General features: G+C 30.4%; 1 protein-coding gene. It reads left to right on the top strand.

Annotation, left to right across the window (positions count from 1 at the left end; all coding sequences use genetic code 11):
* The coding region (locus MBCUT_RS11210) for a hypothetical protein (protein ID WP_211263761.1) at positions 1-559 on the top strand (559 nt) is incomplete at both ends.

Below are 559 nucleotides of genomic sequence, written 5' to 3'. Positions count from 1 at the left end.
AATGATAATGTTATAGTTAATAATACTGATAGTACTGGTTCTTCTGATATTGTAATCTATGATAATGTTACTATTGGCAATAATAATATAGTAGGCAATGTTACCAATAACGGTGATTTATCTGTTACTGGTGAAAATAATACTATTGGTGATTTAACTAATAGTGGTAATGCTGATTTAGGTGCTAATAATACTGTTGATAATCTAATTAACGATGGTAATACTACTGTTGGTGGTAACAATGCATTAGGCAATATTACCAATAATGGTGATTTATCTGTTATTGGTGAGAATAACAATGTTGGTGATTTGACTAATGTTGGTAATGCTGATTTAGGTGCTAATAATACTGTTGATAATCTAATTAACGATGGTAATACTACTGTTGGTGGTAACAATGCATTAGGCAATGTTACTAACAATGGTGATTTATCTGTTATTGGTGAGAATAACAATGTTGGTGATTTGACTAATGTTGGTAATGCTGATTTGGGTGCTAATAATAGTGTTGATAATCTTATTAACGATGGTAATACTACTGTTGGTGGTAACAATGCAT

This window comes from Methanobrevibacter cuticularis (assembly GCF_001639285.1).
GTDB classification, from domain to species: Archaea; Methanobacteriota; Methanobacteria; order Methanobacteriales; family Methanobacteriaceae; genus Methanobaculum; species Methanobaculum cuticulare.
The sequence above is the reverse complement of the archived record's forward strand: the minus strand, read 5'-3'. Positions and strand labels throughout refer to the sequence as shown.